General features: G+C 74.8%; 21 protein-coding genes and 1 pseudogene. 9 read left to right on the forward strand and 13 right to left on the reverse strand.

The features are described 5' to 3' along the window. Positions 1–174: 174 nt before the first annotated feature. The 4 genes and pseudogenes from ACQ614_RS07175 to ACQ614_RS07190 form a co-directional block, all read right to left on the reverse strand. Positions 175–1269 (reverse strand): annotated as a pseudogene (locus ACQ614_RS07175) (adenylosuccinate synthetase); the annotation flags it as partial. Between the two features lie 128 nt (positions 1270–1397). Further along, positions 1398–2390 carry a hypothetical protein gene (locus ACQ614_RS07180; protein WP_431677526.1) on the reverse strand — a complete coding sequence of 331 codons (993 nt, stop codon included), beginning with the start codon at positions 2388–2390 and terminating at the stop codon, positions 1398–1400. A gap of 10 nt (positions 2391–2400) precedes the next feature. Then, a complete protein-coding gene (locus ACQ614_RS07185; RefSeq protein ID WP_431677528.1) occupies positions 2401–3468 on the reverse strand; it encodes a molecular chaperone DnaJ in 1068 nt (355 codons plus the stop codon). Continuing rightward, positions 3465–4346 carry an NUDIX hydrolase gene (locus ACQ614_RS07190; RefSeq protein ID WP_431677530.1) on the reverse strand — a complete coding sequence of 294 codons (882 nt, stop codon included), beginning with the start codon at positions 4344–4346 and terminating at the stop codon, positions 3465–3467. The genes ACQ614_RS07185 and ACQ614_RS07190 overlap by 4 nt, the downstream gene beginning before the upstream one ends. Before the next feature lie 278 nt (positions 4347–4624). Between ACQ614_RS07190 and mmuM the strand changes: the two genes are divergently transcribed. From mmuM to ACQ614_RS07220, 6 genes are all read left to right on the forward strand, one after another. After that, positions 4625–5584 carry a homocysteine S-methyltransferase gene (gene mmuM / locus ACQ614_RS07195; protein ID WP_431677532.1) on the forward strand — a complete coding sequence of 320 codons (960 nt, stop codon included), beginning with the start codon at positions 4625–4627 and terminating at the stop codon, positions 5582–5584. Positions 5585–5702: 118 nt separating this feature from the next. Next, positions 5703–6467, forward strand: a complete 765-nt coding sequence (locus tag ACQ614_RS07200) for an IclR family transcriptional regulator (RefSeq protein WP_363498772.1) — start codon at positions 5703–5705, stop codon at positions 6465–6467. A gap of 335 nt (positions 6468–6802) precedes the next feature. Continuing rightward, positions 6803–7522: an MIP/aquaporin family protein gene (locus tag ACQ614_RS07205; protein WP_431677535.1), complete on the forward strand. Its 720-nt coding sequence runs from the start codon at positions 6803–6805 to the stop codon at positions 7520–7522. Between the two features lie 94 nt (positions 7523–7616). Further along, positions 7617–9149 carry a glycerol kinase GlpK gene (gene glpK, locus ACQ614_RS07210; RefSeq protein ID WP_431677537.1) on the forward strand — a complete coding sequence of 511 codons (1533 nt, stop codon included), beginning with the start codon at positions 7617–7619 and terminating at the stop codon, positions 9147–9149. A gap of 149 nt (positions 9150–9298) precedes the next feature. Then, positions 9299–10894 (forward strand): glycerol-3-phosphate dehydrogenase/oxidase, encoded by a 1596-nt coding sequence (locus ACQ614_RS07215; protein WP_431677539.1) that lies wholly within the window; start codon positions 9299–9301, stop codon positions 10892–10894. Between the two features lie 109 nt (positions 10895–11003). Next, complete coding sequence (locus ACQ614_RS07220) at positions 11004–11303, forward strand: hypothetical protein (RefSeq protein WP_431677540.1); 300 nt, start codon at positions 11004–11006, stop codon at positions 11301–11303. 27 nt (positions 11304–11330) lie between these two features. On the opposite strand, the gene ACQ614_RS07225 is transcribed toward ACQ614_RS07220, so the two are convergent. Both ACQ614_RS07225 and ACQ614_RS07230 read right to left on the reverse strand, forming a co-directional pair. Then, entirely contained in the window at positions 11331–12842 is a 1512-nt protein-coding gene (locus ACQ614_RS07225) for an SLC13 family permease (RefSeq protein ID WP_431677542.1), read from the reverse strand. Beyond that, on the reverse strand, positions 12839–13378 hold the full coding sequence (locus ACQ614_RS07230) for a gluconokinase (protein ID WP_431677544.1): 540 nt from the start codon (positions 13376–13378) through the stop codon (positions 12839–12841). Before ACQ614_RS07230 ends, ACQ614_RS07225 begins: the two co-directional genes overlap by 4 nt. Positions 13379–13490: 112 nt before the next feature. On the opposite strand from ACQ614_RS07230, the gene ACQ614_RS07235 reads away from it, so the two are divergent. Beyond that, a complete protein-coding gene (locus tag ACQ614_RS07235; RefSeq protein WP_431677546.1) occupies positions 13491–14186 on the forward strand; it encodes a FadR/GntR family transcriptional regulator in 696 nt (231 codons plus the stop codon). 155 nt (positions 14187–14341) lie between these two features. Further along, a complete protein-coding gene (locus ACQ614_RS07240) occupies positions 14342–14671 on the forward strand; it encodes a hypothetical protein (protein WP_431677548.1) in 330 nt (109 codons plus the stop codon). Between the two features lie 7 nt (positions 14672–14678). On the opposite strand, the gene ACQ614_RS07245 is transcribed toward ACQ614_RS07240, so the two are convergent. Then, complete coding sequence (locus ACQ614_RS07245; RefSeq protein WP_431677550.1) at positions 14679–15770, reverse strand: NADH:flavin oxidoreductase/NADH oxidase; 1092 nt, start codon at positions 15768–15770, stop codon at positions 14679–14681. A gap of 124 nt (positions 15771–15894) precedes the next feature. Here ACQ614_RS07245 and ACQ614_RS07250 point away from each other — a divergent pair, with 124 nt between their 5' ends. Then, positions 15895–16263, forward strand: a complete 369-nt coding sequence (locus ACQ614_RS07250) for an ArsR/SmtB family transcription factor (protein WP_431677552.1) — start codon at positions 15895–15897, stop codon at positions 16261–16263. Positions 16264–16294: 31 nt separating this feature from the next. On the opposite strand, the gene ACQ614_RS07255 is transcribed toward ACQ614_RS07250, so the two are convergent. The 6 genes from ACQ614_RS07255 to ACQ614_RS07280 all read right to left on the reverse strand — a co-directional run bounded on the left by ACQ614_RS07255 (position 16295) and on the right by ACQ614_RS07280 (position 24161). Next, on the reverse strand, positions 16295–16639 hold the full coding sequence (locus ACQ614_RS07255; RefSeq protein ID WP_431677554.1) for an ArsR/SmtB family transcription factor: 345 nt from the start codon (positions 16637–16639) through the stop codon (positions 16295–16297). Positions 16640–16641: 2 nt separating this feature from the next. Further along, positions 16642–16839 (reverse strand): hypothetical protein, encoded by a 198-nt coding sequence (locus ACQ614_RS07260; RefSeq protein WP_431677556.1) that lies wholly within the window; start codon positions 16837–16839, stop codon positions 16642–16644. A 223-nt stretch (positions 16840–17062) separates the two neighbouring features. After that, a complete protein-coding gene (locus ACQ614_RS07265; RefSeq protein WP_431677558.1) occupies positions 17063–17926 on the reverse strand; it encodes an SMP-30/gluconolactonase/LRE family protein in 864 nt (287 codons plus the stop codon). A 52-nt stretch (positions 17927–17978) separates the two neighbouring features. Continuing rightward, a complete protein-coding gene (locus ACQ614_RS07270; protein ID WP_431677560.1) occupies positions 17979–18755 on the reverse strand; it encodes a phosphodiesterase in 777 nt (258 codons plus the stop codon). A 49-nt stretch (positions 18756–18804) separates the two neighbouring features. Continuing rightward, positions 18805–19455: a hypothetical protein gene (locus ACQ614_RS07275; protein ID WP_431677562.1), complete on the reverse strand. Its 651-nt coding sequence runs from the start codon at positions 19453–19455 to the stop codon at positions 18805–18807. A gap of 146 nt (positions 19456–19601) precedes the next feature. Next, complete coding sequence (locus ACQ614_RS07280; RefSeq protein ID WP_431677563.1) at positions 19602–24161, reverse strand: hypothetical protein; 4560 nt, start codon at positions 24159–24161, stop codon at positions 19602–19604. Positions 24162–24232 lie beyond the last annotated feature (71 nt).

The raw sequence follows: 24232 nt of genomic DNA on the forward strand, positions 1-24232 counted from the left end.
GTGGGACTCGATCAGCACGGGTGTGCGGAGGCGGTCGGCGACGGCGTCGGACCAGGCCTGCGGGTCGCGGCCCGGGTCGGTGAGGCGGCCGGGGCGGGCGCGGCCGAGGGCCTCGGTGAGGCGGGCCTGGGCGTCGAGGTCGCCCGGGCTGCCGCTGGTGACGGCGTGCAGCGGTGCGCCGTCGAGTTCGTAGCCGTCGCAGAGGCGCAGGCCGGGGTGGCGGGCGGCGGTGTCGAGGTGGGTGAGGGCGAGCGCGTCGGCGCCGCCGGCGGCGGTCAGGGCGTAGCGGTGGGCGAGGGTGTCGAAGTGTCCGGTGCGGAAGGCTCCCTGCCAGCGGCCGGTGGTGTTGTGCGGCTCGGCGAGGTCGAGGGTCTTGTCCTCGGTGGGCAGCGGGCCGGGGCCGTGCCGGGTGGTGTAGGTGCGCAGGACGCCGAGGCGGAGGGCGGCGGCGGGCCGGCCTGCCTCGGCGAGGAGGGTCTCGGCGTTGGCGAAGGTGGTGGTGGACCAGGTGGTGTAGGGGTGGAAGCCGTGCCGTTCGTCGAGCAGGACGCCTTGGGCGCCTTCGAACACCACGGGGCCGCTGCGCAGCAGGCGGGTGAGCTCCTCGGGGCCGGTGAGGCGGACGCGGGAGGCGAAGGCGGTGAAGGCCTCGGCGCAGTCGGCGGGCGGCGGGGCGGGCACGGCGGCGGGGGCGAGGCCGAGCTCGTCGGCGAGGCGGTCGCGGAGCAGGGTGAGGCGGCGGCGGAGGCGGGCGGGGCGGGTGCAGTCGTCGGCGGTGGGTGCGTCCTCGGGGTGGTCGAGGGCGTAGCGGGCGGTTTCGCCGATGCCGATGCCGCAGGAGCCGTGGCGGGCGGTGCCGCGGCGCTGCTCGCGGATGCGGTTGGCGGCGGCGTGGTACGGGGTGGTCAGCAGGGCGCGGCGGTCGACGGTGAGCAGGGCCAGCGGGTCGGGCACGCCGAGGGTGGCGAGGTGGCGGGCCTCGGCGGCGAGGGCGAGCGGGTCGACCAGCATGAAACGGGAGAGGTGGGTGGGGACGCCGGCGAGGGTGCCGGAGCCGAACTGGGCGAAGGTGTGGTGCCGGCCGTCGTCGGTGACGACGTTGTGGGCGGCCTGGGCTCCGCCGTTGAAGCGGACGACGGCGCGGGCGGGTCGGGCGGTGTCGGGGCCGAGCGGTCCGCGGCAGAGGTGGTCGACGACGGTGCCCTTGCCGGCGTCGCCGAAGCCGAGGTCGCAGACGATGACGTGTCCGTCGGTGAGGGGCTCGGTCACGGCGGTGCCTGTTCTGTCGGTGGTGCGGCGGGGTGGGTGGGCGCCGGGTGCCGGCCCCGGGGTGGGGCCGGCGCGGTCTGCAGGCTGCGGCAGTACGGCGGAGGCGGAGCGGTCGGAGGCGGGGTCGGTCAGAGGCGGGTGGTGCCGGTGGCCGAGCGGTCCGCGGGGTCGAGCAGGGCGGCGCCGGGGACGGCGGCCTCGCGGCTGTGCCGGGCGAGGCCGTCGAGGGCCTTGCCGACGCTGGCGACGGCGCCGGAGCCGATGTCGGTGAGGTCGTCGAGCCCCTCCTGGAGGTCGATGGCCTCCTCGCCCAGGCCGATGGTGAGGGCGATGGTCTCGCAGACCGCGTCGAGGTCGTCGAGCTCGATGACGTGCTGGCCGAGCAGCTTGCGCCAGGTGCCGAGGACTTCGGCGTTGCCGGCGTAGGCGGTGCCGGCCGGGAGGATGAAGTACACGTGGTAGAGCTCCCGGAGCTCGGCGAGGATCGTGCTGACCGGGATGTCCTCGGAGACGGTCTCGCCGAGGACGGCCCTGATCTCCCGGGCCTTGACCTTGCCGTAGGGGAGTTCGTCGCCGATCAGGAAGAGGTACCCCTTGCGGCCGCGGCGCTCGACGCAGTCCAGCGCGGTGTGCCGGGCCATGGCGTACATGGCGAGCTCGTAGGACTCGGTCATCTGCCCGCCGCCACCGCCCTCGAGCAGGATGTTGCCGAGGTTGTCGTCCATCCGGTTGTCGGACTCGAACTGGCCGAGCTGGAGGGGGACGCGGTCGCAGGTGGCGTCGCCGACGGCGCCGAAGAGGATCTGCGGGTGCTCGGTGTACCCCTTGCGCAGGAGCAGGCCGAACAGCTCGGGGAGCTTGGTCTGCAGGACGCGCGGGACGGTCTGCATGGAGCCGGTGACGTCGAACAGGACGGCGATGGCGAGCGAGGTGGGGTGCTCGTCGGAGTCCCGGCTCTCGCGGAGGGTGAGGCCGTGCGGGTCGAGGGTGGGGTGGGCCTTCCAGTCGGAGCGGGCGCCGCGGGTGGTGGCGTCGCTGTAGGCGAAGGCGCTGGCGCCGGTGCCGGCACGGTAGTGCGCGGCGGCGTCGTAGACGTCGGTGGACCAGGAACCGCTTCCCATCGGGGCCTCCTCAGGCAGTGGGTGGCAGGTGGAACGGCCGGAAGGTGCGCGGGCCGTAGAGGGCGTGGAGCAGCTCGTCGAGCTCGGCGAGGAGCTTCCAGGCGTTGTGCGGTCGGCGGGGCTCGGCGGGCAGGGTGCAGCCGGCGATGAAGGCGCGGATCTGCTTGGGCGCCCGGCCGCCCATGAGCAGCTCGATGCAGCGGGTGGCGAGGTGGATGTCGGTGGCCTCGGTGACAGCCTGTCGGGCCGGGACCTCCGGCGGGTAGAGCGCGCGGTGGCGCTCGACCAGAGCGGGCGCGGGAGCGGGTGCGCCGGTGCCGGCGTAGCACCAGTCGACAAGGACCAGGCCGTGCTCGGCGGGGTGGACGAGGACGTGCTCCGGCAGGACGGCGCCGTGGCGGACGCCGGCCCGGTGGGCGTACCCGAGGGCGACCAGCAGGCGGCGCCAGATCCAGGCGGCGTCGCGCGGGTCGATGCCGTCGGGGTAGGCCTGCAGGACGTCGGTGAGCGGCCGCAGGCCGCTCTGCCGGACCAGGGCGTTGACCTGGCGCGGTTCGGCGGCCGGGTCCGTGGCGTCCTGGTGGCCGAAGGACTCCAGGAGGGCCGGTGCGTAGGCGTGGAAGCGGCGGTCGCCGTGGCGGGCGAGCCGGGTGAGGGCGGCGGCCTCGCGCTCCATCAGGTCGTTGTCGGCGGCGCTGCGCGGGATCTTCAGCAGGACCCGGGCACCGGACGTGGTGGTGGCGGTGCGCAGGACGGCGATGTCGCCCGTCGCGGCGACCGGGCCGAGCCGGTAGGTGTGCCGGGCGGTGCGCAGCTCGTCCGCGGCGCCGTCGGCCGGCCCGTTGTGCTGCTCCCAGAGCCGGCCGAGGGCGACGAAGGCGGTGGTGGCGCGGGCGCGGTGGGCCTCGGGTGCGGTGTCGGGGTGCAGGAGGCGGGCGAGGCGGCGGTACCGGCGGGCGGCGTCGGCCGTGTCGGCGGGGAAGAGGTCGGCCGGGGCGGCGGCGCCGAGGACGGCGGCGAGGGCCTCGGTGAAGGTGCGCGGGGTGGTGCGCGGCCGGTCCGCGCGCGGCGCGGTCACCGGATGCCGTCCTCGTGCGAGGGGCGCAGCAGCGGCGGGTGGAGCAGCCGGGCGTCGCCTGCCTGGTAGGTGCGGGCGCGGGGGCCGCCGCGGGGGCCGCCGCGCTCGGTGGTGGCACCGGTGGACTCGACGAAGCCGGGCACGGAGAGCACCTTGCGGTGGAAGTTGCCGGCGTGCAGGCGCTCGCCCCAGACGGCCTCGTAGACGGCGCGCAGCTCGGGGATGGTGAAGTCGTGCCGGAGGAAGGCGGTGGCGAGCGGGCTGTACTCGATCTTGGCGCGGGCGCGGTCGAGGCCGTCGGCGAGGATCGTGGCGTGGTCGAAGGCGAGGCGGATGCCGGGCTGCCCGCCGACGCCACCCCCGTGGGTGTCGGCGGGCGGCCCGGCGGTCTCGGGGGTGGTGAGGTCGAGGGTGGCGACGGGGTGCCAGGCGGCGGCCGCCGCGTCGGTGCCGGCCTGCGGGTCGGGCAGGTCGGGGGCGAAGGCGAGGTAGGCGACGGAGACCACGTGCATCCGGGGGTCGCGCTCGGGGGCGCCGTAGCTGCCGAGCTGTTCGAGGTGGATGCGGCTGAGGGCGGCGGCAGCCTCCAGGGTGCCCTCGAGGCCGGTCTCCTCGGCGAGTTCGCGGACGGCGGCGCCGGGGAGGTCCTCCTCGCCGGCGCGCAGGAAGCCGCCGGGCAGGGCCCAACAGCCCTGGTAGGGCGGCTCGCCGCGCTCGACGAGCAGCACGTTGAGCTCACCGGCCCGGAGGGTGAGGGCGACGACGTCGACGGTGACGGCGACGGGGGTGAAGGCGCGCGGGTCGTAGGCCGCGAGCCAGGCGTGCTCGCCCCCGCCCGCAGCCTCGCCGGGGCGCCCGGTGTCGCTGTCGCCTGCCATGTCCGTACCTGCCTTCGGTGGGTGCCGCGCCGTCGAACCGTCGGAGCGGCGCCTCGGGGAGTCGTTCTCGATGTGAGAAGAACGTAGCGCAGCAGGGTGACGACCGCCAGCCAATTTCGATCACTCGTACGGGTGGATCGCCCCGCCTGCGGCCCGCGGGGCCGGGTCGCGGGCCGATCCGCGCCCCGGGCCTCCGCAGCGGCCCCGGCCGCTCTACAGTTCAGGCATCCGCGCCGACCACCGCAGCAGGAGCCGGCCCGCGCCGCAGGAGGTGTCCCGTGCCCGCCGCTCCCCCGCCCGCCTCGCCGGGCGCCCGTCCGGCCCGCCCGGACTTCGCCGCGGCCCTGGCGGCCGGGCCGCTGGTGCTGGACGGCGGCCTGTCGAACCAGCTCGCCGACGCCGGGCACGACCTCTCCGACGCGCTCTGGTCGGCCCGTCTGCTGGCGGACGACCCCGGGGCGGTCACCGCCGCGCACCTGGGGTACTTCCGGGCCGGCGCCCAGGTGGCGATCACCGGCAGCTACCAGGCCTCGTTCGAGGGCTTCGCGCGCCGCGGCCTCGGCCGGGCCGAGGCGGAGCGGCTGCTGGCACTGAGCGTGCGGCTGGCCCGGGAGGCGGCGCGGCGGGCGGAGGCGGAGGGCGCCGCGGGCCCGCTGTTCGTGGCGGCCTCGGTGGGCCCGTACGGGGCGGTGCTCGCGGACGGTTCCGAGTACCGCGGCCGGTACGGGCTGAGCGCGGCCGAGCTGGAGCGCTTCCACCGGCCGCGGCTGGAGGTGCTGGCGGCGGCCGGCCCGGACGTGCTCGCCATGGAGACCGTGCCGGACGCGGTGGAGGCGGAGGCGCTGCTGCGCGCCGTCCGGGGCCTGGGGGTGCCGGCCTGGCTGTCGTTCGGCGCGGCCGGGGACCGGACGCGGGCCGGGCAGCCGCTGGCGGAGGCGCTGGCGATGGCCGCGGACGTGGACGAGGTGGTGGCGGTGGGGGTCAACTGCTGCACGCCGGCCGACGCGGACCGGGCGGTGCCGCTCGCGGCCCGGGCGGCCGGCAAGCCGGTGGTGGTGTACCCCAACAGCGGCGAGGAGTGGGACGCCGCGGCGCGCGGCTGGCGCGGCGAGCCGACCTTCCGGGCGTCCCGGGTGGCCGGCTGGCTGGCGGACGGGGCGCGGCTGGTCGGCGGCTGCTGCCGGGTCGGCGAGCGGGAGATCGCGGGGCTCGCCCGGGCCGTGCGCGGGGGCGGGTGACCGGGTCGCGTGCGGTGCGGAGTGATCGGAAAGGTGCGCGTCCGGCCGTCGGCCTGGCAGACTCGTGCCGTCAACACTTCGGTCGACAATGTCGACCGCCTGTCAGGGGAGGTAGCCAATGCCCGGCCCGATCCAGTCGCTCTCCCGGGCCGCCGCGATCATGCGCCTGCTGGCCGGCGGTGAGCGCCGACTCGGGCTGTCCGAGGTCGCGACCGCCCTCGACCTGGCCAAGGGCACCGCGCACGGCATCCTGCGCACGCTGCAGCAGGAGGGCTTCGTCGAGCAGGACCCGGAGAGCGGGAAGTACCAGCTGGGCGCCGAGCTGCTCCGGCTCGGCCAGAGCTACCTCGACGTGCACGAGCTGCGGGCGCGCGCCCTGGTGTGGGCCGACGACCTGGCCCGGGCCAGCGGCGAGACGGTCTACCTGGGCGTGCTGCACCAGCAGGGCGTGCTGATCGTGCACCACGTCTTCCGCCCCGACGACACCCGGCAGGTGCTGGAGGTCGGCTCGATGCAGCCGCTGCACTCCACCGCGCTGGGCAAGGTGCTGCTGGCGTACGACCCGGTGGCGCGCGGGCAGCTGGGCGACGGGCCGCTCGAGTCCTACACGCTCCGCACGCTGACCGACCCGGCGGACGTGGACGCCGAGTGCGCGCTGATCCGCGAGCGGGGCTGGGCCGACTCGATCGAGGAGACCTGGGAGGGCGTGGCCTCGATCGGCGCGCTGATCCAGGACCGGCGGCGCAATCCGGTGGGCGCGGTCTGCGTCAGCGGGCCGGTGGAGACGGTCACCGAGGACGGCTTCGTGAAGCCGGGCCTGGTGGCGTCGGTGCGCAGCGCCGCCCGGGCCATCTCCCGGGACCTGGGCGCCGGCCGGTTCTGACCGGCCCCGGGGCCCCTGGAGGCCCCTGAGGACACCCGCGCAGGGCGCGGACGGGCACAGCCCCGTCCGCGCCCTTTTCGCATGCCCGGGGACGGTGCGGTTCGCCCGTTCCGCCGACTGCCCGGGTCGTCCGGCGCGTCCCGGTGACCCCGTCCGTCACAGGTGCGTAACCCTGCCTTGACGTGGAGGGTGGCCGCGGTGGAAGCTTCCGCATAACGGTCGACATTGTCGAACGGCGGCCGGGAGATCCGCTCCCACTGCGCTCACCCGCACCGGATCGCCCGGCCCACCTGCCCCCACCCGCACCTCCGGGCCACCAGGACAAGGGAGTCTCTGTGTCCGCTTTCTCCAACGGCGACATCTTCGTCGGCGAAACCCTCGGCACCGCCGCTCTGATTCTGCTCGGCGGCGGCGTCTGCGCCGCGGTCACGCTCAAGAAGTCGAAGGCGATCAACGCCGGCTGGCTCGCCATCACCTTCGGCTGGGGCTTCGCGGTCCTCATCGCCGCCTACATGTCGGCCCCCAAGTCCGGCGCCCACCTCAACCCCGCGGTCACCCTGGCCATCGCCGCCGACACCGGCGACTGGAGCAAGGTCCCGCTGTACATCGGCTCCCAGATGCTCGGCGCGTTCATCGGTGCCCTCCTGGTGTGGGTCACCTACCTCGGCCAGTTCCAGGCCAACGAGGACCCCACCCTCGGCATCTTCTCGACCGGTCCGGAGATCCGGAACCCGATCCAGAACATGCTCACCGAGATCATCGGCACCTTCGTGCTCTGCCTCGCCATCCTCACCCAGGGCCTGAACAAGGGCCTCGGCCTCTCCGGCACCGGCATCCTGATCGTTGCGTTCACCGTCGTCGGCATCGGCCTCTCGCTCGGCGGCCCGACCGGCTACGCGATCAACCCGGCCCGCGACCTCGGCCCGCGCATCGCCCACGCCCTGCTGCCCATCCCCCACAAGGGCAGCTCGGACTGGTCGTACGCGTGGATTCCGGTGGCCGGCCCGGCCATCGGCGGCCTGCTGGCCGGCGGTTTCTACCACATCGTCTTCTGAGCCCGACCGGGGTTTGCCCGGCACCCGCCCACGGGGACTGACCCCACGTCAGGCCTGCCCGTCCCTGAATCCCTCATCCAGATCCGAGGACCCCATGACTTCTGGCACCACGCCCACCGGGAACTACATCGCCGCGATCGACCAGGGCACCACGTCCAGCCGCTGCATCATCTTCGGCGCCGACGGCCGGATCGTCGCCGTCGACCAGCAGGAGCACTCGCAGATCTTCCCGCAGCCTGGCTGGGTCGAGCACGACGCCGCCGAGATCTGGACCCGCGTCCAGTCGGTGATCCGCGGGGCCCTCGAGAAGGCCGGCCTCACCAAGGACGACATCCGCGCCATCGGCATCACCAACCAGCGCGAGACCACCGTCCTGTGGGACAAGAACACCGGCGAGCCCGTCCACAACGCGCTGGTCTGGCAGGACACCCGCACCGAGGCGCTCTGCCGCGAGCTCGGCCGCAACGTCGGCCAGGACCGCTACCGCCGCGAGACCGGCCTCCCGCTGGCCAGCTACTTCGCCGGCCCGAAGATCCGCTGGCTGCTGGACAACGTCGAGGGCCTGCGCGAGCGCGCCGAGGCCGGCGAGATCCTCTTCGGCACCATGGACACCTGGGTCATCTGGAACCTGACCGGCGGTGTCAACGGCGGCAAGCACGTCACCGACGTGACCAACGCCAGCCGCACCATGCTGATGAACCTCCACACGCTGGAGTGGGACGAGAAGATCGCCGAGTCCATGGACGTGCCGCTGGCCGTCCTCCCGGAGATCCGCTCCTCCGCCGAGGTCTACGGCCACGCGATCGGCGACCTGGAGGGCGTGCCCGTCGCCTCCGCGCTCGGCGACCAGCAGGCCGCGCTGTTCGGCCAGACCTGCTTCGACGAGGGCGAGGCCAAGTCGACCTACGGCACCGGCACCTTCCTGCTGCTGAACACCGGCGAGAAGGTCGTCAACTCCTACCACGGCCTGCTGACCACGGTCGGCTACCGGATCGGCGACCAGAAGCCGGTCTACGCCCTGGAGGGCTCGATCGCCGTCACCGGTTCGCTGGTGCAGTGGCTGCGCGACCAGCTCGGCATCATCTCCACCGCGGCCGAGATCGAGACCCTGGCCTCCACCGTCGAGGACAACGGCGGCGCCTACTTCGTCCCGGCGTTCTCCGGCCTGTTCGCCCCGTACTGGCGCTCCGACGCCCGCGGTGTGATCGCCGGCCTGACCCGGTACGTGACCAAGGGCCACCTGGCCCGGGCCGTCCTGGAGGCCACCGCCTGGCAGACCCGCGAGGTCGTCGACGCCATGCAGAAGGACTCCGGCGTCGAGCTCACCGCCCTCAAGGTCGACGGCGGCATGACCTCCAACAACCTGCTGATGCAGAACATCGCCGACGTCCTCGACGCCCCCGTCGAGCGCCCCTACGTCGCCGAGACCACGGCGCTGGGCGCGGCCTACGCGGCCGGCCTCGCGGTCGGCTTCTGGAGCGACCTCGACACGCTGCGCGCCAACTGGCACCGCGCCGCCGAGTGGACCCCCCGCATGGACGAGGCCACCCGCGAGCGCGAGTACAAGAAGTGGCTCAAGGCCGTGGAGCGCACCATGGGCTGGGTCGAGGAGGACGAGCAGAGCTGACGGACCAGCCGGCCGGGGCAGCGCCGCCCCGGCCGGCCTTCGTGACGTTCCGGCCCGCCGCACCGGGCCGGCCACGGTCTCCCGGCGGAGACCGCACCGCACACCCGAGAGGAGACACGGCAGCCCGACCAGGCCGCCGTACACACACCATGGCAACCATTCCGACTCTGGGCGCCGGCTTCACCACCGGCCGCACCGCCTCCCGCGCCGAGACCCGCGAGCTGCTCGGCAAGGCCACCTACGACCTGCTGGTGATCGGCGGCGGCATCCTCGGCACCGCAACCGCCTGGACGGCGGCGCAGGCGGGTCTCAAGGTCGCCATGGTGGACGCGGGCGACTTCGCCGGGGCCACCTCCAGCGCCTCCTCCAAGCTCGTCCACGGCGGCCTGCGCTACCTGCAGACCGGCGCGGTCAAGCTCGTCGCCGAGAACCACAAGGAACGCCGCGCGCTCGCCACCGACGTCGCCCCGCACCTGGTCAACCCGCTGACCTTCTTCGTGCCGGTCTACAAGGGCGGCCCGCACAGCGCGCCCAAGCTCGGCGCCGGCGTCTTCCTCTACTCGGCGCTCTCCGCCTTCCGCGACGGCATGGGCCGGGTCTCCACCGCCGCGCACGCCGCCCAGCAGGTGCCGGCGCTGCGCACCGAGGGCCTGCGCTCGGTCGCCGTCTACGGCGACCACCAGATGAACGACTCCCGGGTCGCCGTGATGACCGTCCGCGCCGCCGTCGAGTCCGGCGCCGTGGTGCTCAACCACGCCGAGGTCACCGGCCTGCGCTTCACCGGCGGCCGGGTCTCCGGCGCCGAGCTGCGCGACCGCCTGGACGGCACCGAGTTCGGCGTCTCCGCCCGCCTGGTGCTCAACGCTACCGGCCCGTGGGTCGACCACCTGCGGAAGATGGAGGACGCGGGCGCCGCCCCGTCCATCCGCCTCTCCAAGGGCGCACACGTCGTCGTCAAGCGCCGCACCCCGTGGCGCGCCGCGCTGACCATCCCGATCGACAAGTACCGCGTGTCCTTCGCGATCCCGTGGGAGGACCACGTCCTGCTCGGCACCACGGACGAGGAGTACACCGGCGACCCGCTGGACGTCCGCGCCACCGAGGCCGACATCGACCAGATCATGGACGAGGCCGGCCACGCCATCCGCGACGAGCACCTCGACCGCGACCTCATCACCTACGCCTTCGCCGGCCTGCGGGTGCTGCCCGGCGGCCCCGGCGACACCGCCGCCGCCAAGCGCGAGACCGTCGTCACCGAGGGCCGCGGCGGCATGCTGTCGGTCGCCGGCGGCAAGTGGACCACCTACCGGCACATCGGCCGCGCCGTGCTGGAGAAGCTCAAGCACGTGCCCGGCACCGGCCTCGCCGAGGACATGTCGCCCTTCCCGGCGACCGTGCCGCTGCCCGGCGTCGGCGCGCCGAACGCCGTCGCGCACCGCCTGCTGGTCGACCGCGAGCCCGGCTCGCGCATGGAGCCGCTGGTCGCCAAGCACCTGGCCAGCCACTACGGCACGCTCTCCTTCGACATCGCCCACCTGATCGCCGAGAACCCGGACCTCGGCGCCCCGATCCACCCGGACGGCCCGGACGTCTGGGCGCAGGTCGCGTACGCCACCGACAACGAGTGGGCGTACACCGTCGACGACGTGCTGCGGCGCCGCACCACCATGACGGTGCGCGGCCTGGACACGCCGGAGGTGCGGAAGCAGGTCGAGGCCTTCCTCGCGAAGCGTGGAAAGAAGTAATAGGCACAGCCTCGCGAAGCGTGGGAAGTAATAAGCACAGCCTCGCGAAAAGCGTTCGCCCCCTTCACCGCCCGGCGCCTAGCGTCGGTGCGGGAAGGGGGCGATGTGCATGGTGCGCAGGACGCCGCGGGAGAAGAAGCGGCTGAGCTACCTGAAGGACCGGCGGAACGCCTACGGCGAGAACGACAAGAGCTCGCGGACGAGCATCCGTCTCCGCAAGCGGGCGGTGAACAGTGCCAACCGCCGGCTGCAGCGGACGGTGCTGGCGACGCTGAACGGCCGCCCGGTCGGGGACCGGGCGGCCGAGGTGGCGGAGCGGGCGGCCGGCCGCCGTCCGAAGCGGTGGCGCAAGGTGCCGGACGCGCCGCTCGGGGAGCTGCTGGCCCGTCGGGCCGAACGGGCCCGCTGACCGCTCCGGTGTGTTCGGCGGCGAGCGCTAGACGATCAGGCTGAGCGGGAGGATCAGGGCGATCGCCACGACGGAGATGATCGTCTCCATGACCGACCAGGACTTCACGGTCTGACCGACGCTCATCCCGAAGTACTCCTTGACCAGCCAGAAGCCGGCGTCGTTGACGTGGGAGAAGAAGAGCGAGCCGGCGCCGATCGCGAGGACCAGCAGGGCGGAGTGGCTGCTCGACATGCCGGCGGCCAGCGGGGCGACGATGCCGGCGGCGGTGATGGTCGCGACCGTGGCGGAGCCGGTGGCCAGGCGGATCAGGACGGCGATCAGCCAGCCGAGCAGCAGGGCGGAGACGTGCCAGTCGGTGGCCCAGTCGCTGACGGCCTGGCCGACGCCGACGTCGATCAGGGTCTGCTTGAAGCCGCCGCCGGCGCCGACGATGAAGACGATGCCGGCGATCGGGCCGAGCGAGCCGGCGACGGTGTCGGAGATCCGCTGCTTGTCGAAGCCGGCCGCGCGGCCGAGGGTGACCATGCCGAGCAGGGTCGCGGCGAGCAGGGCGATCAGCGGCGAGCCGATGAAGTCGAAGACCCGCTGGATTCCGGCCTTCGGGTCGTCGACCACCACGTCGACCAGTGCCTTGCCGAGCATCAGCACGACCGGCAGCAGGATGGTGGCGAGCACGGCGCCGAACCGCGGGGCGTGCTCGGGGCGGACGGCCGTGGGCAGCGCCGTACGGGTGGCGGTGGCCGTCCCGGAGCCGGTGCCTGCCGGGGTGGTCCCGCCGTGCGGGGTGCCGTCCCCGGCGGCGGCGGGCCCGTCGGCGTCGGAGCCGGGGGCGGCGTCGGAGCCCGGTGCGGCGGGCACCGCGAGCGGGCCGACCCAGCGCTGGGCGATCCGGCCGAAGAGCGGGCCGGCGACGATCAGCGTGGGGACGGCGATCAGCAGGCCGAAGGCGAGGGTGACGCCGAGGTCGGCCTTGAGCGCGTCCACGGCGACCAGCGGGCCGGGGTGCGGGGGCACCAGGCCGTGCAGGACGGAGAGCCCGGCGAGGGCGGGGATGCCGATCCGCATCAGCGGGACGTTGCCGCGGCGGGCGACCAGCAGCACGATCGGGATCAGCAGGACGACGCCGACCTCGAAGAAGAGCGGCAGGCCCAGCACGGCCGCGATCAGGGCCATCGCCCAGGGCAGCCCGCGCCTGCCCGTGCGGGCCAGCACGGTGTCGGCGATGGTGTTGGCGCCGCCCGAGTCGGCGAGCAGCTTGCCGAGCATCGCGCCGAGGCCGATGAGCAGGCCGACGCCGGCGACGGTGCTGCCGAACCCGGTGGCGAAGCTGGTGAGCAGCTTGTCGAAGGGGGCGGCGGCGACGGCCGCGAGCAGGCCGGAGCCGAGCAGGAGCGCCAGGAAGGGGTGCAGCTTCAGCTTGGTGATCAGCAGCACGATGGCGCCGATGCTGAGCAGCACCGCGATGAGCAGTCTGCCGTTGCTGTCGGTGTGCGGCAGGGCCGGTGCGGCGGCCGCGAGCAGGGAGGTGGGGGTCACGCGAGGTCTCCGTTGACATGGCCCAGCAGGGCTGCGGCCGACTCGACGAGGGTAGCTGGGGTGGGGCCGACGTCCAGTACGGCACCGTGCTCGTCGGGCTGGAGCGGTTCGAGCGCGGCGTACTGGGAGTCGAGGAGCGACGTCGGCATGAAGTGGTCGACGCGGTGGGCGAGCCGGTCCTGGATCAGGTGGTGGCCGCCGCTGAGGTGCAGGAAGAAGGCGTCCGGGCAGTGATCGCGGAGGGTGTCGCGGTACTGCCGCTTGAGGGCCGAGCAGGTGACGACGCCGCCGGTGCCTGCGGCGGCGCGCCCGCCGAGCCAGTCGCCGAGGGCGTGCAGCCACGGTTCGCGGTCCTGGTCGTCGAGCGGGATGCCGGCGCTCATCTTGGCGATGTTGGCTTCCGGGTGGAAGTCGTCCGCCTCGGCGTACGGCAGGCCGAGCCGCTCGGCGAGCTGCCGCGCGACCGTGGTCTTGCCGACTCCGGAGACGCCCATGACCACGACGGCGGGCGGCTGGGTCTCGACGCTGAGAGCCATGGGGTGGTGCTCCTCTTCTGCCTGTTCCGCGCTCACCTTGGCGCAAAGGTATGACTTATTCAACCGCCCGCAATAAAATCGTCATACTTTTACTTCCCGATAGTCTGGGCCGATGGAGATCCAGGGCCTGCCCGGCCAGCTGCTCGCCGAACTCGGCCCGGCCATCGCCTCCGGCGAGATCCCCGCGGGCGCGGTGCTGCGCACCGAGGAACTCGAGCAGCGCTTCCGGGTCTCCCGCACCGTGGTGCGCGAGGCCGTCCGCATCCTGGAGTCGATGCGCATGGTCGCGCCGCGGCGCCGGGTGGGGATCACCGTCCGGCCCAAGGGCGAGTGGGACGTCTTCGACCCGCTGGTGATCCGCTGGCGGCTGGCCGGCGCCGACCGGGCCGCCCAGTTGCGCTCGCTGGGCTCGCTGCGGGTCGCGGTGGAGCCCGCGGCGGCGGCGCTCGCGGCCGTCCACGCCAGCGACGACGACCGCCGCGAGCTGAGCGCGCTGGCGGTGGAGCTGACCGTCACCGCACGCGCCGCCGACCTGGAGACCTTCCTCGAGCACGACATCGCCTTCCACGCGATCGTGCTGCGCGCCTCCGGCAACGAGATGTTCGCCCACCTGAAGGACACGGTCGGCGCCGTGCTGACCGGCCGCACCGAGCACCGCCTGATGCCGCACCAGCCCCGGCCGTACGCGGTGCAGTTGCACCGGGAGGTCGCGGAGGCGATCTGTGCGGGCGACGCGGAACTCGCCGAACGGGCGATGCGCACCATCGTGGCGGGGGCGCTCGAGGAACTCAACGCAACGCTGGACTGACGGTCCGCCACCACAGGAGGGCCGGATTCCGGGGTGAATCGGGGATTTCCGGGCATGGGCGGGCGGGCGTGGGGCAGGGTGGTGGATGTCGGGCGGGGTGCGCCGGAGCACACCCGCCGCGCTCCGTACGTCCGCTGCGCCGGGGAGGCTCGCCGATGTCCGCCGTTCGCCGCCGTCTGCCCGAGGAGGTGCGCGCCTCCGCGGTGCGGGCCCTGTTCAGCCTGTCGCTGACGCTGGTGGCGCTGATCGTGGCGACCCTGGCCTCGTACGCGGGCAGCGGGCTGCTGGTGCCGGCGCTGATGGTGATGGGGCTGGGGGTGTTCGGCACGGCATGGAGCCTGCTGGAGATCCTGATCTCGCGTCAGATCGCTGCGCAGCGGCAGCGCGGGCCGAACTCTGCCTCACCGCTCGCGGGCAGCCGGGAACCACGACGGCGCCCGGCGGGTCGCCGGGCGCCGCTGGAGAGCAGCCGGGTGTGGCGGTGACGGCCGGTCAGCCGCGCGAGCCCACTGCGTAGCCGTACTGGCGGGGCCAGGTGCGCTCGGCGCCGAGCTCGCGGGCGGCGTGCAGCGGCCAGTACGGGTCGCGCAGCAGTTCGCGGCCGAGCATCACCGCGTCCGCGCGGCCGGAGGCGACGATCTCCTCGGCCTGGGCGGGCTCGGTGATCTGGCCGACGGCGCTGACCGGGATGCCGGCCTCGGTGCGGATCTTCTCGGCGAACGGCACCTGGTAGCCGGGGCCGACGGTGATCGCGGCGTGCTTGGCGATGCCGCCGCTGGAGACGTCGATCAGGTCGATGCCGATCGCCTCCAGCTCCTTGGCGAGCAGCACCGACTCGTCCGGCGCCCAGCTCGGCTCGCCGTCCAGCCAGTCGGTGGCGGAGACGCGGAAGAACACCGGCAGGTCCTCCGGCCAGACCGCGCGGACGGCCGCGGCGACCTCCAGCGCGAAGCGGGCGCGGCCGGCGAAGTCGCCGCCGTAGCCGTCGGTGCGGTGGTTGGAGTGCGGCGAGAGGAAGGAGTGGACGAGGTAGCCGTGGGCGCCGTGGATCTCGGCGACCTGGAAGCCCGCCTCGCGGGCGCGGACCGCGGCTGCGGCGAAGTCCTGCACCAGCTCGGCGATCTGCTCGGCGGTCAGCTCGTGCGGCACCGGGTGGCCCTCGAAGGCGGCCGGGGAGGCGCCGACCGGCTGCCAGCCGCCGTCGGCCGGCGCGACCGGGAGGGAGCCCTCGTTCGGGCGGCCGGTGGAGGCCTTGCGGCCGGCGTGCGCGAGCTGGATCGCCGGCACCGAGCCGTGCGCGGAGATCGCCGCGGCGATCCGGGCGAGGCCCTCCTGCTGGCGGTCGTTCCACAGGCCGAGGTCGTACGGGGAGATCCGGCCGTCCGCCCGGACACCGGTGGCCTCCACCATCACCAGGCCGGCGCCGCCCGCGGCGCGGGAGCCCAGGTGGACGAGGTGGAAGTCGGTGGCGACACCCTGCTCGGGGCCGTCCGGCGCCGCCGAGTACATGCACATCGGCGAGAGCCACACCCGGTTGGGGATGGTCAGCGAGCGGAGGGTGATCGGCTCGAACAGGGCGCTCACGGCAGCTCCTTCGGCGGTGGCCGGCGGGTAGGCGGTTCTGCGGTCGGCCGGATGGCCTGCTCAGTACGATAACTCTCGTACTACGAGAACTGTCAAACTACGACGACCCTCGTACTATGAGGGGGTGACCGAGACCAGCCCCGACACGACCCCCCACGCCGTCGCCTTCCCGGAGCCCGCCGTGGACGAGATCCACCTGGAGGCCGTGCTGCACGCACTCGCGGACCCCGTCCGGCTGCGGATCGTGTCCTCGCTGGCCGAGTGCGCGGGCGAGGTCAACTGCCTGGCCTTCGACGTGCCGGTGGCCAAGTCCACGCTCACCCACCACTTCCGGGTGCTGCGGGAGGCCGGCGTGATCCGGCAGGTGCGCCGCGGCACCTCGAAGATGAACACCCTGCGCGGCGAGGACCTGGCCGCCCGCTTCCCCGGCCTGCTCGACAGCGTGGTCGCCGGCTACCGCAACTGCCACCGCCCCGGCGGCGCGGGCGTCTGACACCGCCGCGCGGTGAGCGGCGCGCCGGCGGTCAGAGCATCGGCATGCGGTCGTTGCCCCGCAGCTCGGCCAGCAGCACGCCCTGGTCGGCGATCATCTCGGTGAGGATCCGGCGGGCGGCGCGCAGCAGATCGGCGACGTCCGGCGTGCTCATCTCGTAGACCACGGTGTTGCCCTCGCGGGTCGCCGTCACCAGGTTGGTGCGGCGCAGCACGGCCAGCTGCTGGGACAGGTTCGACGGCTCGATGTCCATCTCGGCGAGCAGCTCGCGGACCGGACGCGGGCCGTCCTGGAGGAGTTCGAGGACGCGGATGCGGGCCGGGTGACCGAGGGTACGGAAGAACTCCGCCTTGGCCTGGTAGAGCGGGACCGGCATGCTCAGTCGTCCTCGTCTTCCTCTTCGTCCGGCGTGTGCGGCAGCTCGACTCCGTGCCGCGCGGCGATCCGCAGCAGACTCGCGATCCGCCCCCGGTAGGCCTGGACGCCGTCGTCGTCGCCCGCCGCCCTGGCGGTGGCGAGGTCGCTGCGGGCCTGGATCAGCTGCGCCCCGAGCTCCTCGCGGAACAGGTCCGTCACGGCTGACCTCCGTTGCCGGCAGCGGCGCCGGCCCACCACCCGGGACATGCCCGGGGGGTCCAGCATCCAAGACTGGGAAGACTTCTTCAAGTTTCCGACCGAGTACGACACCTCGCCCACCGGAGGGTGTATCGGGGGCCCGGGGCGCGCCCTCGAGGGCATGGGTGCCGTACGAGGGGCGCACCCGTGACCTTCGAGGACACGCCCCGGGGGCGTGGCCGGGTCAGCCGCGGAAGCGGTGGGCGCGGCGGCCGCGGACGCCGGGGGTGCAGGCGAAGATCCCGCCCGCCAGCGGCTGCTCGGCGAGCTGGGCGGGGGTGAGGTTCTCGGTGGCGGTGGTGATGTACAGGGTGTCCAGGCCGGGGCCGCCGAAGGCGCAGCTGGTGGTCACGGTGGCGGGAACGCGGACCACGGTGTCCAGGGTGCCGTCCGGCAGGTAGCGGCAGACGGTGCCGGCGAAGGCCACCGCGACCCACACGCCGCCCTCGGCGTCGACCGCGAGGCCGTCCGGCACACCGCCCTCGGGCGCGGCGAACGGGCGGGGCTCGAGCAGGCCGCCCTCGTGGTAGCGGTAGGCGCGGACCTCGCGGGTGGGGCTGTCGGCGTAGTAGGCGGTCCTGCCGTCCGGCGACCAGTCGAGGCCGTTGGAGATGGTGACCTCCGGCAGGGCGGTGTGCACGGTGTGGTCCGGGTCCAGGCGGTGCAGGGTGCCGCGGCCCGGCTCGTGGGAGTAGGCCATGGTGCCGGCCAGCAGGCGGCCCTCGGCGTCGCAGACGGCGTCGTTCATCCGCAGATCGCCGCCCTCGGAGTCGAGGTCGGCGATCCGGGTCGTCCGGCCGTCCTCGAGTATCTCGAAGCCGTCGGCGACCGCCAGGACGAGCCCGCCGGCCTCCCGCAGGGCCACCGCGCCGACCGGCAGACCCGCCTCGAACAGGGTGCGCTCCCCGGTCGCCGGGTCCCAGCTGTGCACGTGGCCGGCCAGGATGTCGACCCAGCGCAGGACTTGGTGGCGGTCGTCCCAGAGCGGGCTCTCGTTGAGGTGGGCGCGGTCGCGGACGACCGGCTCGGCGTGCAGGGTGCGGGGCATGGGGGCTCCTGGTCGGGCAGAGGCGGGGTGGCCGGTGGGGGACGGCCCGATGTCAGGAGAGAACGATGCGGTGATGTGTGGTCAGCCTGCGCCGATCGTCCAGGATGTGGAAGGCGACCATCGGCGGGTGGTCGAAGACGATGCCCTCGCCGCCCTCGAAGGGAAGGGTGACGGTGGAGACCACGCCGGGCGCGACCGCCAGCGGCAGGCCGGCGAAGCGGGTGGCTGCCGGGGTGTGGGCGTGGCCGCAGAGCACGGCGGCGACCTGGGGGTGGCAGCGCAGCACGGCGGCCAGGCGCGGGGTGTCCTGCAGCCGGATGGCGTCGACCAGCGGGGCGTGCAGCTCCACCGGCGGGTGGTGGAAGGCCACCACGGCGGGCACGTCCCGGCGGGCGTGGCTGAGGGTGGTGTCCAGCCAGGCCAGGGTCTCCTCGTCGAGCCGGCCCTCGTCGCGGCCGGGGATGCTCGAGTCGCACATCAGGACGGTGAGGCCGGGGAGTTCGTGCAGCCGGTTGACCGGGCCGGGGGCGGGATCCTCGCCGAGCAGCCCCGATCGGTAGGCCTCCCGGACGTCGTGGTTGCCCGGGCAGGTCAGCACCTCCCAGCGGTCGGAGGCGAGGATGCGGGCGGCCGCCGCGTACTCCTCGGGCGCACCGTGGTCGGCGATGTCGCCGGTGACCAGGACGGCGTCGATCGGCCCGGGCAGGCCTTCCAGATAGGCCATCACCTGCCGGGCCCGCGCCTCGGCGCGCTCGCCGCCGTCCGGCCCGTCCGGGCCGGGGCGGACCTGGCCGAGGTGGATGTCACTGAGGTGGGCGAGCACCGGCATGCATGGCCTCCGGGGGGCGGCGGACGGGGATGCGGGGAGATCGGGACGGTCAGGGCGTTGCGCCGCCTGCCGGGAGCAGGGCCCGCAGGCGAGCGGGTGAGCAGTACGTCCCGGCGGTTCTTGGCGCTCTTGATCCACGCCGGGAGGCGGCTCGCCAGGGTGCCGTTGCCGCGGCTCGGCGGGCGCAGCACCGCGGAGACGTACTGCTCACCCGCTCGCCTCCGGGCCCTCGTGACCCGGCGCCGACATCGGCGGGCCCTTCGGCTTGGGCCTCGACGGCGTCCAGGTGGGCGGCGTCCAGGGCCCACAGGACGTTGCCCCGGACGCCGGTGCGCAGCCAGAGCGGCAGGCCGGAGACCGGATCGGCGCCCTGGTTGCGGTGCCAGGAGGGGTGGACGGCCACCGGGTGGCGGGAGCGCGTCCCGCAGCCGCAGCGCAGTGCCCGGTCGCGGACGGTGCCGGGCCAGGCGGCGTGCTCGGCAGCGTGCCGCAGCGTACGGCCGCAGGTGGGACAGCGTTCGCCGGCCGTCACCAGGACGGGGCCGGCGAAGGAGCGGCCGGTCTCGCGGACCAGCCCGCAGGAGGTGCAGACCAGGCGGGCGCCGGTGCGGAGCGCGCGGGAGTCGCAGCGGGGGCAGTGGACCAGGGCGGTGTGCAGGGACAGGTGGTGGTCCGTCTGCGCCGGCTGGTGCAGCTCCATTCGACGGCCTCCCCCCGGGTCGTGGCGGCCGGGCGCCGCGGCGGTTCCGGGGCCGGTCCTGAGCCAGGAGCCTAACGCCGCGGCGGGGTGCGGCACCCGGCCATCGGCCACTTCAGGGGTGCGGGCACCCGAAGTGGCCGATCGGGTCAGCCGGCGGGGGCCTCCGCGGGGCGCTTGAACATGCGGGTGGCGGTGATCTCGCCGTGGACGGTCGGGCCGTCCGGGTCCTGGGGGGCGGGCAGGCCGGGGCGCAGGTGCTCCTCGACCGAGATGTACTTGAGGCCGGCCCGCAGGTCGGCGTCGTTGCGCAGGCGGATGACCAGCGGGAACTCGGCGAGTGCGGTGGTGTCGAACAGGCCGGTGGTGTAGATCAGTTGGACGCCGAGCGCGTCGGCGACGGCCCGCTGCAGCTCCAGCAGGTACGTCGCGTTGGCGCGGCCGATCGGGTTGTCGAGGAAGAGCGTGCCGGCGTGCCGCAGTTGGGACTGGCCGCGGTCGTTGGCGCGCAGTGCGGCCATGGTGCAGTAGAGCGCGATGGCGGCGGTGAGCAGCTGGCCGCCGGAGAAGACGTCCGACATCTGGCCGACGCCGACGCGTTCGGCGCGCAGCACCGCGTCCGGCTTGAGGATCTCGACGCTGACGCCCTTGGGGCCGATCGCCGCCGCGACGCCGCGCAGCAGCAGTGACATGCCGTCGCGGCGCAGGTCGGAGTTCTTCTTGACGGCGGCCCGGGTGGCCTCGTCGATGACCTCGCCGAGGCGCTCGACGAGGACGGCGTGGTCCGGGTCCTCGAAGCGGATGCGCAGGAACTCCTGGCCGGACCACTCCCCCAGCCCCTCCGGGAGGCGGGAGAGTCGCTGGGCGGCGCGCAGGGTGGCGAGCGAGGACTCCACCAGGCCGCGCAGCCGGTCGACGATCGAGCCGCGGTTGCGCTCCAGCTGGGCGAGTTCGTCGGTGAGGACGCGCAGCCGGGGTGCGAAGGCGGCGGCCCAGGCGGCGGCGTGCTCGGGCAGTGCGGCGGTGGGCAGTTCGCGGATCTGCTGGCGGGCCGGGGTGCGGACGGCCTCGTAGCGGGCCGCGTTGGCGTGCCGGATGAGGGCGTCGGCGGCGTCGCGGACGGCGAGCTCGGCGCCGCTGAGCTCGCCGGCGGCGGTGCGCAGGGTACGGCGGGTGTCGGTGGCGGCGGCGCGGGCCTCGGCGAGGCCGCCCAGGTACGGCTCGGCGGCGGGCTCGGCCTCGTCGGGGTTGTCGCGCAGGCCGTCGCGGAGCTGGCCTGCGGTCTCGTCGAAGTCGGCGGCGGCGGCCTGCGCGGACTGGAAGGTGCGCAGCAGGTCGGCGTGTTCGGTGCGGGCGGTGTCCAGGCGTTCGCGGCGCTCGGCGAGCAGCAGGGTGGCGGTGCGCAGCAGGGTCTGGGCGTGCTCGGGGTCGGTGGGGACGAGCTCCTCGGGGAGTTCGGTGTGGGCCTCGCCGTCGGCGGGGGCGGAGCGTTCGGCCTCGCCGCGGAGCCGGCCGAGCTGTTCGCTGGCGGTGGCGGAGCGGGCCTCGATGGTGGCGACGAGTTCCTCGGCGCGGGCGGCGGCGGCCTGGCGGGCCGGGCCGTCGGCGCCGTCGGGGCTGGCGAGGAGCTCCTCGGCGCGGGTGCGGACCTTGTTGGTGAGGCGGTCGAGTTCGGTCGCGGCGGCGGCCTCGTCGCCCTCGGCGCGGGCCTGCTCGGCGCGCAGGTCGGCGCCGACGCCGACCTTCTCGTACACCTGGGAGGCGGCGCGGTAGGCCTCGCGGAGGGCGGGCAGCGAGGCGGCGGTGCCGGCGGGCTCGGTGGCGTCCTCGGCGACGGTGGAGAGTTCGGCGCGTTCGGCGCGCAGGGTGCGGGCGGTGCGGCGGGCGTCGTCGGCGGCGCGCTGGGCGGCGCGGCGGTCCTCGTCGCAGGTGCGGGCGCGTTCGGCGCAGGCGGTCTGGCGGCGGTCGCACTCGGCGGCGTCGTCGGCGAGTTCGCGCTGGCGACGGGTCCAGGTGGCGCGTTCGCGCAGGCGGAAGGCGAGGCCGGCGAGGGCGTCGGCGCGGCGGCGGGCCTGCTGGGCGGCCTCGCGGCGCTCCTCGTGGGCGCCGGCCGCGGCGGTGTGGTCGCCCTCGGCCTCGGCGTGCTCGGCGCGGGCGGCGGCGAGCACGGCGGTGGCGGTCTCGGACTGCTCGGCGGCGGCGCGGGCCGCGTCGGCGAGTTCGGCGAGGGTGCCGGGCGGGCACTGGGCGTGCCAGGAGGCGAGTCGGGCGGCGAGCGCCCGGTCGTGGCCGAGGCGGGCGGCGAGCTCGCGGATGTGCTCCTCGCGGGCGGTGGCGCGGGTGCGCAGCCCGCGGCGCTCGTCGTCGGCGGCCCGCTCGTCGTGCATGGCGGGGTTCGGCGGGACCAGGAAGAACGGCGGCTCGGCCTCGATCGGGGCGATCAGGGCGGCGGCGGTGCCGACGGCGACGGTGGAGCGCGGCAGCAGCGCGGCGGCCTGCAGGGCCTCGCGGGCGCGGTCGAGCGAGGACGGGTCGGTGACGACCACGCCGTCGACCAGCTCGGGCCGGGCGGCGAGGATGGCGTCGTGGTCGGCCGGGTCGACGGACTGGGCGAGGTAGCGCCAGCCGGGCAGGGCCGGGATGCCGTGCTCGCCGAGGTACTCGACGGTGGCCAGCACGTCGGGGCCGGGCGGCAGCAGGCCGCCGTCGCCGAGCGCGGCCAGGATGCGGGAGTCGTCGGCGGCGGCGGTGCGCAGGTCGAACAGGGTGCGCTCGGCGGTGGCGACGGCCTGGTCGAGCTGCTCGCGCAGGTCCTCGGCGCTGCGGTCCAGGACGGCGGGGGTGAGGAAGCCCTCGTCCTCCGCGGCACCCTCCTGGTGGGGCGTCAGGGAGAGCAGCTCGGCGAGCCGTGGCTCGGCGGCCAGCAGGGCGGCGGTGCGCCGCTCGGCGGCCAGGGCGAGCTCGGCGGCGGTGCGGGCGTCGGTGGCGCGGGCGGCGGCGAGCTCGGCCCGGGCCTCGGCGGCGGCGGTCTCGCGGACCCGGGCGGCGGCCTGTTCCGCGGCGGCCCGGACCTGCTCCAGGGCGGCGGTGGCGGCCTTCTCGGCGTCGGAGGCGTACAGGGCGGCGCGGGCCGGGTCAGGGTCTTCGGAAGCGTCGATCCAGCCGGCCTCGACGGCGGCGGCGGTCTCCTGCTCGACCTCGGCGAGGCGCTGGCGCAGGTGCTCGGCCTCGCTGCGGGCCTTCTGCGCGGCGGTGGCGGCGGCGGTCGCCTCGGACTGGGCGGCGGAGCCGTCCTCCTGGAGCTCGCCGGCGCGCAGCTCCTCCTGGTCGGCGCGGGCCTCGGCGGCGAGGGCGGCGGTCTCCAGGGCGCGGGCGAGGGCGCCGGCGGCCTGGGCGCGGGCGGCGAGCGCCGGGGCGGCGTCCAGCTCGGCCTCGCGGATCGCCGCGGAGACGCGGGCGACCCGGTCGGCGGCCGCGCGGTGGCGCAGCACGGCCTCGGCGGCCTGCCAGGCGGAGTGCAGGGTACGGGCGTCGATGAGTTCGCGGCGCAGTGCGGCGGCCTCGCCGGTGGCCGCGGCCAGGCCCAATGTGGCGTGCCGGTGGGTGAGTTCGGCGGTGATCAGGGAGTGCCGGGTGCGGTCGGCCTCGGCGGCGGTGACGGCGCTCGCGGCGGCGGCGACCTCGACGGCGAGGTCCTGGGCGCGGTCGCGTTCGGCGGCGGCGCGGGAGGTGAGGGCGTGTGCGAGGCGGCGGGTGCGGCGCTCAGCCGCGCGGTGGGTCTCGCGGACGGTCTCCCGGGCGGCGGTGGCGTCGACGATCCGCTGCAGGAGGTCCAGCGAGCCTGCGGTGAAGTCGCGTTCGGCGGTGAGCTCGGCGCGGCGGCCGAGCTTGGCGGCGAAGCCGTGGACGAGGTCGGCGAGGCCGTCGGTGTCGCGGGTGTCGGTGACGGCGCGCAGCAGCAGGTCGGTGAAGTCGGCGTCGTGCTTCACCGCGAACAGGCCGGCGGCCTCGCCCTCGTCCGCGTTCATCTCGCGCTGGTAGCGGAAGAGTTCGGGGTCGAGGCCGAGGTCGCCGAGGTGCTCGTTCCAGCGGTCGTGGATCTCCTCGAAGGTGAGGTCCAGGTGGGGACAGGCCTTGCCGGCCTCGGTCATGGCGTCCCGGAAGCCCTTCATGGTGCGGCGGCGGCCGCGGACCTTCTGGTCGCCGGCGAGGCTGACCCGCTCGGCGACCGGCAGGGCGTCCAGGGTCAGGCCCGGTCCGGGGCGGAAGGAGTACCAGAGCTCGGCGAACTTCCGCGGGTCGGAGGAGACCTGGCGGCCGCGCCACTCGCTGACCTTGCCGACGACGATCAGCTCGCCGGTCACCGTGTGCTGCCACTCCAGGGCGACGTGCCCGCAGTCGTCGGCCAGCAGGAACTTGCGGAGCACGCCGGAGCTGGCACCGCCCAGGGTGTTGCGGTGGCCGGGCAGCATCACCGAGAAGATCAGCTTGAGCAGCACCGACTTGCCGCCGCCGTTCTCCAGGAACAGCACACCGGCCGGGGCCGGGCGGCGCCGCGGGCCCTCCGGCTCCTCGCCGAACAGGCCGATCTGCTGCGGGGCCGGCTCCGCCACCGGCTCGCCGACGCCGCGCAGGTCGAGGACCGTGTCGGCATAGCGGGCGCCGGCCGGTCCGATCGAGTACAGGCGGACCCGGTTGAGCTCGTACATGGTGCTGCGGTTCTCCAGAGTGGGTGCCGGTCGGTGGGGACGGGCGCGGAGTGTCGGGGCGGAGTGCGGGG

Origin of the sequence: Kitasatospora dryopteridis (assembly GCF_050749075.1) — a bacterium.
GTDB lineage: Bacteria > Actinomycetota > Actinomycetes > Streptomycetales > Streptomycetaceae > Kitasatospora.

Bases quoted from the DNA above. Each gene is read 5' to 3' on its own strand.
- ACQ614_RS07180 (WP_431677526.1), bottom strand. From the start codon at position 2,390: ATGGGAAGCGGTTCCTGGTCCACCGACGTCTACGACGCCGCCGCGCAC.
- ACQ614_RS07190 (WP_431677530.1), bottom strand. From the start codon at position 4,346: ATGGCAGGCGACAGCGACACCGGGCGCCCCGGCGAGGCTGCGGGCGGG.
- ACQ614_RS07200 (WP_363498772.1), top strand. From the start codon at position 5,703: ATGCCCGGCCCGATCCAGTCGCTCTCCCGGGCCGCCGCGATCATGCGC.
- glpK (WP_431677537.1), top strand. From the start codon at position 7,617: ATGACTTCTGGCACCACGCCCACCGGGAACTACATCGCCGCGATCGAC.
- ACQ614_RS07215 (WP_431677539.1), top strand. From the start codon at position 9,299: ATGGCAACCATTCCGACTCTGGGCGCCGGCTTCACCACCGGCCGCACC.
- ACQ614_RS07220 (WP_431677540.1), top strand. From the start codon at position 11,004: ATGGTGCGCAGGACGCCGCGGGAGAAGAAGCGGCTGAGCTACCTGAAG.
- ACQ614_RS07230 (WP_431677544.1), bottom strand. From the start codon at position 13,378: ATGGCTCTCAGCGTCGAGACCCAGCCGCCCGCCGTCGTGGTCATGGGC.
- ACQ614_RS07235 (WP_431677546.1), top strand. From the start codon at position 13,491: ATGGAGATCCAGGGCCTGCCCGGCCAGCTGCTCGCCGAACTCGGCCCG.
- ACQ614_RS07240 (WP_431677548.1), top strand. From the start codon at position 14,342: ATGTCCGCCGTTCGCCGCCGTCTGCCCGAGGAGGTGCGCGCCTCCGCG.
- ACQ614_RS07255 (WP_431677554.1), bottom strand. From the start codon at position 16,639: ATGCCGGTCCCGCTCTACCAGGCCAAGGCGGAGTTCTTCCGTACCCTC.
- ACQ614_RS07265 (WP_431677558.1), bottom strand. From the start codon at position 17,926: ATGCCCCGCACCCTGCACGCCGAGCCGGTCGTCCGCGACCGCGCCCAC.
- ACQ614_RS07270 (WP_431677560.1), bottom strand. From the start codon at position 18,755: ATGCCGGTGCTCGCCCACCTCAGTGACATCCACCTCGGCCAGGTCCGC.
- ACQ614_RS07275 (WP_431677562.1), bottom strand. From the start codon at position 19,455: ATGGAGCTGCACCAGCCGGCGCAGACGGACCACCACCTGTCCCTGCAC.
- ACQ614_RS07280 (WP_431677563.1), bottom strand. From the start codon at position 24,161: ATGTACGAGCTCAACCGGGTCCGCCTGTACTCGATCGGACCGGCCGGC.